This window comes from Alteromonas lipotrueiana (assembly GCF_019249245.1).
Classification (GTDB): Bacteria; Pseudomonadota; Gammaproteobacteria; order Enterobacterales; family Alteromonadaceae; genus Alteromonas; species Alteromonas lipotrueiana.
The window spans coordinates 135707-142802 of the sequence record NZ_JAESDK010000007.1 but is presented as its reverse complement, the minus strand read 5'-3'; the positions used below and the strand labels follow the sequence as shown (position 1 = coordinate 142802).

Annotated in this window: 6 protein-coding genes; 2 read left to right on the top strand and 4 right to left on the bottom strand. The window is 46.3% G+C overall.

The genetic code is table 11. The features are described 5' to 3' along the window. Positions 1–676 precede the first annotated feature (676 nt). Positions 677–1099 carry a CBS domain-containing protein gene (locus JK130_RS07030; RefSeq protein WP_218353606.1) on the bottom strand — a complete coding sequence of 141 codons (423 nt, stop codon included), beginning with the start codon at positions 1097–1099 and terminating at the stop codon, positions 677–679. A gap of 161 nt (positions 1100–1260) precedes the next feature. Continuing rightward, positions 1261–2286: an isoaspartyl peptidase/L-asparaginase family protein gene (locus JK130_RS07025; RefSeq protein WP_218353605.1), complete on the bottom strand. Its 1026-nt coding sequence runs from the start codon at positions 2284–2286 to the stop codon at positions 1261–1263. A gap of 172 nt (positions 2287–2458) precedes the next feature. Between JK130_RS07025 and sbcB the strand changes: the two genes are divergently transcribed. Both sbcB and JK130_RS07015 read left to right on the top strand, forming a co-directional pair. Beyond that, positions 2459–3889: an exodeoxyribonuclease I gene (gene sbcB, locus JK130_RS07020; protein WP_218353604.1), complete on the top strand. Its 1431-nt coding sequence runs from the start codon at positions 2459–2461 to the stop codon at positions 3887–3889. A gap of 91 nt (positions 3890–3980) precedes the next feature. Continuing rightward, positions 3981–5636 (top strand): FapA family protein, encoded by a 1656-nt coding sequence (locus JK130_RS07015; protein ID WP_218353603.1) that lies wholly within the window; start codon positions 3981–3983, stop codon positions 5634–5636. Here JK130_RS07015 and JK130_RS07010 read toward each other — a convergent pair. Both JK130_RS07010 and JK130_RS07005 read right to left on the bottom strand, forming a co-directional pair. Next, entirely contained in the window at positions 5626–6462 is an 837-nt protein-coding gene (locus tag JK130_RS07010) for a sterol desaturase family protein (RefSeq protein WP_218353602.1), read from the bottom strand. The two genes, JK130_RS07015 and JK130_RS07010, sit on opposite strands and share 11 nt — an antisense overlap. Further along, the gene (locus JK130_RS07005; RefSeq protein ID WP_218353601.1) at positions 6455–7096 is read right to left on the bottom strand and encodes a CDP-alcohol phosphatidyltransferase family protein; all 642 of its coding nucleotides are present in this window, start codon (positions 7094–7096) and stop codon (positions 6455–6457) included. The genes JK130_RS07010 and JK130_RS07005 overlap by 8 nt, the downstream gene beginning before the upstream one ends.

Genomic DNA, 7096 nt, shown 5'->3' with positions numbered 1-7096 from the left:
TGCATCTGGTAGTGTTAATTTCAGGAGTGGCTGTCCATATCAGTATTGTCCATATCAATATTAGTGGGTGTCCATATCAACAGCGGTGCAGCTGGTAGTGTTAATTTCAGGAGTGGGTGTCTTTATTGGCACATTATTGGCCTTTATTGGTATTTAAAAGTATTTCTTGTTTGCTTTAGCAGAAATCCCGCCATCATTCTGTGAGAGCATGTAGTATCAGTATGGCTCGCCTTGAAAGCGCAGATAGCCCGAATAGAAACAGATAGTTTCGGAAAAACATGAATGCGGGCCGCTTCAGTGAAGGTCAATAAAACGCCGTTGGCGTAGAGATGTTTTATTAGCTTATTTACACAAATACTTCAGAAAGCCAACCGCTGTATTTGGGTGAATATTACTTCGTCTTTTCAGACGATTTTTTGGTGAGGCACTTAAATTCTACCACTTTCAGTAGACACCGATAAAAGCTGAGCGCTTTACTCCCGAGCCTTCTATGTACACCCATGGCTTCTAGGGAACGCTGTTGGTTTACCGTTGATTAACGTCAGTGTTCAATCATTTACTTGTAAAGCCTACTTTTCTGAGAGCAGTAAAAACTTTGGCGGTTTCTCGGCAGAAAACGTTAGTTAGATTGAATGTCTGTAAGCTCAATACCAAAATGAACTCAGAAAAATCAAACCTAACTCACTGCCTGATAACCCGCCCGTAGTTGTTTGTCTATGGCTTTTAAGACCGCAGCCCGATTGATGCTTCCTACTAATACGCCGTCGTCATCTACCACCGGATAGACCCGCGGCATGTTGTTTTTGATTAGCTGTTGAGCGAGCTCGATAACTGACATGTAGGGTTTCACGCTAAGTGCGGGCGCTTGCATAATATCTTTCACACGACAAACCTGTTCACGGTAATAACATGACTCGATCATTTGCGCGATGCAGTCCTGCTCTGATAAAAAACCGACCAACCGACCTCGGTCATCGATAACGGCCCCACCAGATTGCCCGCTATTTAACAAGCGTTCAACGGCTTCGGCAACGGGTACGTCAATGGTCAGGCGCACTGGCCGATGGTTCATGTAGTCACATACCTGCAACGATTCCATAATGCCTCCGGGTAATTGAAGGACTGAATATGGTCAGCCCTTCAATTTTGTAATTTGGGCTAAAAACGAATTCTTTATGCTGCTTCAAAACATTTCCCTGCAGTACTCTAAGATTAGTCCTTTAATTCGGAAACAGCGAGGAAATATTTCGTTTAATTGCACTATTGTTTATGTGTGTCTTTCATCAAATTTTTATAAATGCCGACGCTAAACTTACCTTCAACATTTATACTAGCACGGTACATACCGGCGGTGTTGAATGGCATCGTTATGTTGCCGCGTTTGTCCATAGCGATCACGCCGCCGGTTCCGCCAGCTTGCTTTAACTCTTCGTTAATCACCGTTTCGGCAGCGCGCTGAATACTTACCCCCTGATAGCGGACCCGGGCACAAATATCGGCGGCTACGTTATAACGAATAAAATATTCGCCATGGCCTGTAGCTGAAACACCACAGCTTTCATTGTCGGCATACGTACCAGCTCCGATAATGGGGGCGTCGCCTACCCGGCCATATCGTTTAGCGGTCATGCCCCCGGTAGATGTCCCGGCCACAATATTGCCGCTTTTGTCTAACACAACCGCGCCCACTGTACCCATTTTTTCACTGCCTTGCTGCCCGCCATCTTCACGTTGTTGTTCCTGCATTCGAGCTTTGGCCTTTTGTAGCGCCTTTAACCGATGTTGCGTATTAAAGTAACTGTTGTCAACCTGCTGTAAACCCTGCGATTGTGCAAAGGCTTCGGCGCCCTTGCCGGCCAACAGCACATGTGAAGAGTGTTGCATAACCGCCAGGGCTGCTTCAATCGGGCTTTTGATGGTTGTGACGCCACTCACTGCCCCGGCTTCTAAATTTTTACCATGCATTATTGAAGCATCAAGCTCATGGGTTTCGTCGTAGGTATACACCGCACCGTTACCTGCATTAAATAAGGGTGACTCTTCAAGAATTTGAATAGCAGCGACCACCGCTTTTTCACCAGCCTCGCCTTGTTTTAATAATGCATACCCGGCGCGAGTTGCTTCTTCCAGCTTTTCAGCATAATGCTGCTCTTGCTCAGCGCTCATATTCTTTTTCAGGATAGTTCCGGCCCCGCCGTGTACCACAATAGCTACGTCGGCAGCGAATACGGTGGGCGACAACAATACGCCAAGCCCACATAAAATACCTTTCAACCTTGTTTTCATTTTGTATTCCTTACGTTTTTTGCTTAATTATTAATAAGTGTATAGAGCATCTACCCCAAATACATGCCTTTTAACAGCAATTAGCCTGCCACCGTGCTTTTTATGGTTTTTACCTTTATAAACAGCCGGTGTACACTGCCCCGCGACACTTATCAATTGAGCAGTAAAGCGAATGACAACAGCACCCAGTATGTTATGGCATGATTATGAAACCTTTGGCACCAGCGCACAAAAAGATTTGCCATGTCAATTTGCTGCTATTCGTACAGACATGGACTTAAATGTCATTGGCAAACCTATCAATATAATGAGTCAGATTGCTAACGACTATCTGCCCACGCCCGGCGCATGTCTGATAACCGGTATAACGCCTCAGCAGACACTGCGTGATGGTACCACCGAGGCTGATTTTGCCCGTCAGGTAGCTCAGGCTATGTCACAACCCAATACCTGTGTAGTAGGTTATAACAGCATTCGATTTGATGATGAGGTAAGTCGATACCTGTTTTATCGTAACTTTATTGACCCCTACGCTCGCGAATGGCGCAATGGCAATAGTCGCTGGGATATTATTGATTTAGCCCGGGCTTGTTATGCACTTCGGCCCGACGGGATAAAATGGCCGCGCAAAGATGACGGCACTCCCAGCTTTAAACTTGAGGACTTGTGCGCCGAAAATAATTTGGAGCATGGTCATGCTCACGACGCGCTATCAGATGTTACCGCTACCATTGCTTTAGCTAAATTGATAAAAGAACAACAGCCCAAGCTTTACGATTATGCTTTTTCTCTGCGCTCCAAACACAATGTACTCAAGCAGTTCGATTTTTCCAAACCTTCTGTGGTGTTACATGTTTCTTCAAAGTTGCCTGCGCGTCAGGGGTGTGTAAGCTGGGTTATGCCCGTATGCCCTCACCCGGTTAATGCGAATGCCATCATCGCCATTGACCTAAGTCAGGATATTCAGCCTCTTTTAGAACTTGACGCAGAAGAAATTCAGCGCCGAATTTACCTGTCGGCCAAGGCGCTCGATGGACTGGCGCGACCAAGTCTTAAGCTTATCCATATTAATCGTTCGCCATTTGTCACTACAGCCAAAGCAATGACACAGGAAAACGCGGAACGCCTCGGACTGGACCGTGACTACTGCCTTGATAATTTCAAACAGTTAAGTCAGGTTGACGGACTGGCGACTAAACTCACCTCAGTGTATGCAAAAGAACGAGAGCAGCAGCCAGATGATATTGATCATGCTCTGTATAGTGGCGGCTTTTTAACCGACGAAGAGCGGCGCTGGTGCGAGCAGGTTCACCAAACTGATGCCGAGCAGCTCACCACACTAACCGATAAAATACAAAATCAAAAACTGCGTGACATGCTTTTTCGTTATCGGGCCCGTAATTATTCACACACCTTAACCGAGACAGAACTGCAGCGCTGGCATAATCATCGTAAAGCGCGCCTGACAGAGCCTGACTCGCCCGCCAGCATCACCCTGGCACCTTATTTAGAAGAGATTGAAAGGCTGGCGAACCAATCTAATCTTGATCCAAACAAGCAGGCTATTTTACGCGCGTTGTATCACTATGCCGAAAACCTTTGACGTGTAAATTAAAAACACTATAGAGTAAGCGGTAACATGGAGCTGGTAGCAAGACTGCCGTTTTAATGAGTTTGTCTAACCGGAAGCAGCGATGATTGGCGTTTCAGTCTTACTTGATGATACTAAAAACTTTATCGATATGGTGCTTGACCCCAGTATGTTTGAGCGTGAACTGGATTCCAAAAGCCTATGGAAAGAGTTAAATGAAGGGCAGTATAAAACCTTTTATATTTCTCAAAACACCCTTAAAAGCGCGTGTGACAAAGCCAATCACTATTTTAAAACTAATGACAATACCAAAGTTCGCGAACGTATCGGTGAACGCCGCAATACGGAAGTCGAATTTAAAATAAGCAGCGACGGTCTGAGTGCCGGGGTCGTGTTTACCGCTCCCTACGGCGGCCGCCTTCCTACCATTGCAATTCTTCATAATATGGCCGAACACGCTGGCATTTGTCGCGGCCTTAGCTTTAAAAGACTCGAACAATTATTAACAGAACTAAGTAACGCTGCCCCTGGCAGCATTATAGAAGGCGAAATTGCTCGAGGTCTGCCGCCCAAAGATGGTCGCAACAGCAAGTTTGTGCCTTTAGTTCCTAACGCGTTAGAGCGTGTTTTAAAACCCCAGGTAGACGACAACGACAGAGTGAATATGCGTAACCTTGGCGAAGTAATTTGCGTAAAAGTAAATGCTCCGGTATTGCGTCGTACCGAGCCTTCCCAAGGGCGCCATGGCTTTGACGTAAAAGGCAATATACTTACTGCAAAGCCCGGCTGCTGGCAAGAGTTTAAAATGGGCAAGGGCACTGCTATTAGCGAACACGACTCCAATATACTGGTGGCCACTATCTCAGGCATGCCTAAATACCGCAATCAGGTTATGGATGTCGATGACACGTTTATTTGCAGCGGCGTGAACGTTGGCAGCGGCCATGTTTCTTACGATGGTGCGGTGTTGGTTAACGGTGATGTTACCGAAAAGATGGAAATTAAGGCCTCAGGGGATGTCACAATTAATGGCTTTGTCGAGTCTGCGCGTATTGAAGCCGGTGGCGACATTATTGTTACCGAAGGTGCCATGGGCAAGGTTGATGACGATGGTGCGGGTTACTCGTGTCAGCTTACTGCGAAAGGAAGCATTCATGTTCAGCATGGCCAGGGCATTGATATGCAATGTTCGGGAAATATAACCGTGGGACGTCAGCTGGCGTATAGTCGAATTCAATGCGGCGGGTCGGTCACCGTAGGTCAGGTTGCTAAACCTATGGGTAACTTGTTCGCCTGTGAAATTATCAGCCAGGGAACAATCAGCGCCGGAACTTTGGGCGCAGTCTCAGGCAGTACTCTTAAAATAGATTTTAGTCCGGGCTTCAGTAAACTGCTGGAGCGTAAAGATGAACTGGACGAACTATTGCGGCAGTTACGCGACAATAACGCCCGTCACAGAGAAAAAATTGAATCGATAAAAGCAAAGTTATTGCCCAGTGAACTCAACGCAAAAGTAGAACAAGCTGTAGAGATGTACAATGGAGAAACTGACCTTTTAAACTGGCTAGAGCTGAAAGTATTAGAAATGCGCCAGAAAAAGGACGCCTATCAAAACGAAATCGGTTTAATTGCCAACAAAAGACTGTACAGCGGGGTTTCGGTTAAGCTCAACAACCGTAACTGGCGCTCAGAGCGTGAATATGATCGCAGTCACATTTTCTACGAAAATCATAAATGGCACTTCGATCCTATTGTTTAACTTTTTGTTTATTTGAAGAATTTGTTCCTGTTTTTTGGCGCTTGAATGGCATAACCAGTAAAGTCCACAGGCGGGCATTACGATTCGTGGCCGGGCAATCGCGCTGGCCAATTTTTAAATTGTAATCGGTTAACTTGCCCCGGGCACAAAAACTTTTGAACAACCGGTCCCACCAGGACACACTAAACCCAAAATTACGGTTGGTCTCAAGCCCATATTGGCTATGATGAATCCGATGCAAACGTTGAGTAATAACAAACCAACCTACTTTGTCATCAATAGCCTGAGGCAGCCGAATATTGGCATGATTAAATATAGCGAAGCCATTTAATGCGACTTCAAAAATAAGTACTGCCAGCGCCGGTATCCCTAGAATCAATACCATCGCGGCTTTCACAAACAAACTTAAAGCGATTTCTAAAGGATGAAAACGCAAACCGGTGGTGGTATCTACGTGACTGTCAGCATGATGAACCCGGTGTAAACGCCACAGCAGTGGAATTTGATGAAACAGCCGATGTTGCCAGTAAATAGTACAATCAAGAACAAGCAAACTTAGCCCCAACACCAGCCAGCCAGGGACAGCAACCTGATGAAACAGGCCATATCCATGGCTTTGCGCCCATAGTGCCACACCCACCACGGTGGCGGGCAATACCACCCGGCCAACTAAAGCGCTCACTACCACCATAGCCAGATTAGCCTGCCAGCGAACCCGTTTTTTAATCTGCGCCTGACGCGCGGGCCGCCAGGCTTCAATGGCTGCCATCAGTAAAAATATTGTCACAAAAACACTGATGCGAATGACGCCCTGTTGCTCAAGCATCAGCAGCTTCTTGTTGCTGTTGTGCCTGCTGCAGGGTTTTATATCCTCCTGCAATACGGGTTATCACGGTGATAGCACAAGCGGCAGCAAACACATACGCCAAGACCGAAAACCACTGGGGCCAAATACAAATTGCGACAAAAAATAAAATTGTCTCGGTGCCTTCAGTAAGGCCCTGCATATAATAAAAGCTTTTATTCGTAAACTGAGGCCGCTGAATAGCATACTTTTCGGCGGCAATGGCAAAAGCCAGAAAGCTGCTGCCCGTGCCAATAAATGTCACCAGCAAAACCATGGCCGGCACACCCCATTGCGCTGGGTTGGCTAACCCAAATGCCAACGGAATACTGGCATAAAACAAAAAATCCAAACAAATGTCTAAAAAACCACCTGCGCTGCTACTGCTGTGCTGATACCGGGCTAACTCGCCATCGAGGCCATCTATCAATCGATTAATTAAAACGACTGCCAACGCTGTATAAAAAAAACCAGATACAATTAACGGCACTGCCAACAGTCCGAATAAAAAACCGCCCACCGTAAGCTGGTCAGGACTAACATGATGTTTATCCAACCACTTTATCAGTGGCCTCACCGTAGGCTTAATGACCGGGGTTACAATAGAATCTAGCAT

What these genes read in the sequence shown, in the direction of transcription:
- JK130_RS07030 (WP_218353606.1), bottom strand. Translation starts at nt 1,099, where the DNA reads ATGGAATCGTTGCAGGTATGTGACTACATGAACCATCGGCCAGTGCGC.
- JK130_RS07025 (WP_218353605.1), bottom strand. Translation starts at nt 2,286, where the DNA reads ATGAAAACAAGGTTGAAAGGTATTTTATGTGGGCTTGGCGTATTGTTG.
- sbcB (WP_218353604.1), top strand. Translation starts at nt 2,459, where the DNA reads ATGACAACAGCACCCAGTATGTTATGGCATGATTATGAAACCTTTGGC.
- JK130_RS07015 (WP_218353603.1), top strand. Translation starts at nt 3,981, where the DNA reads ATGATTGGCGTTTCAGTCTTACTTGATGATACTAAAAACTTTATCGAT.
- JK130_RS07010 (WP_218353602.1), bottom strand. Translation starts at nt 6,462, where the DNA reads ATGCTTGAGCAACAGGGCGTCATTCGCATCAGTGTTTTTGTGACAATA.
- JK130_RS07005 (WP_218353601.1), bottom strand. Translation starts at nt 7,096, where the DNA reads ATGCTAGATTCTATTGTAACCCCGGTCATTAAGCCTACGGTGAGGCCA.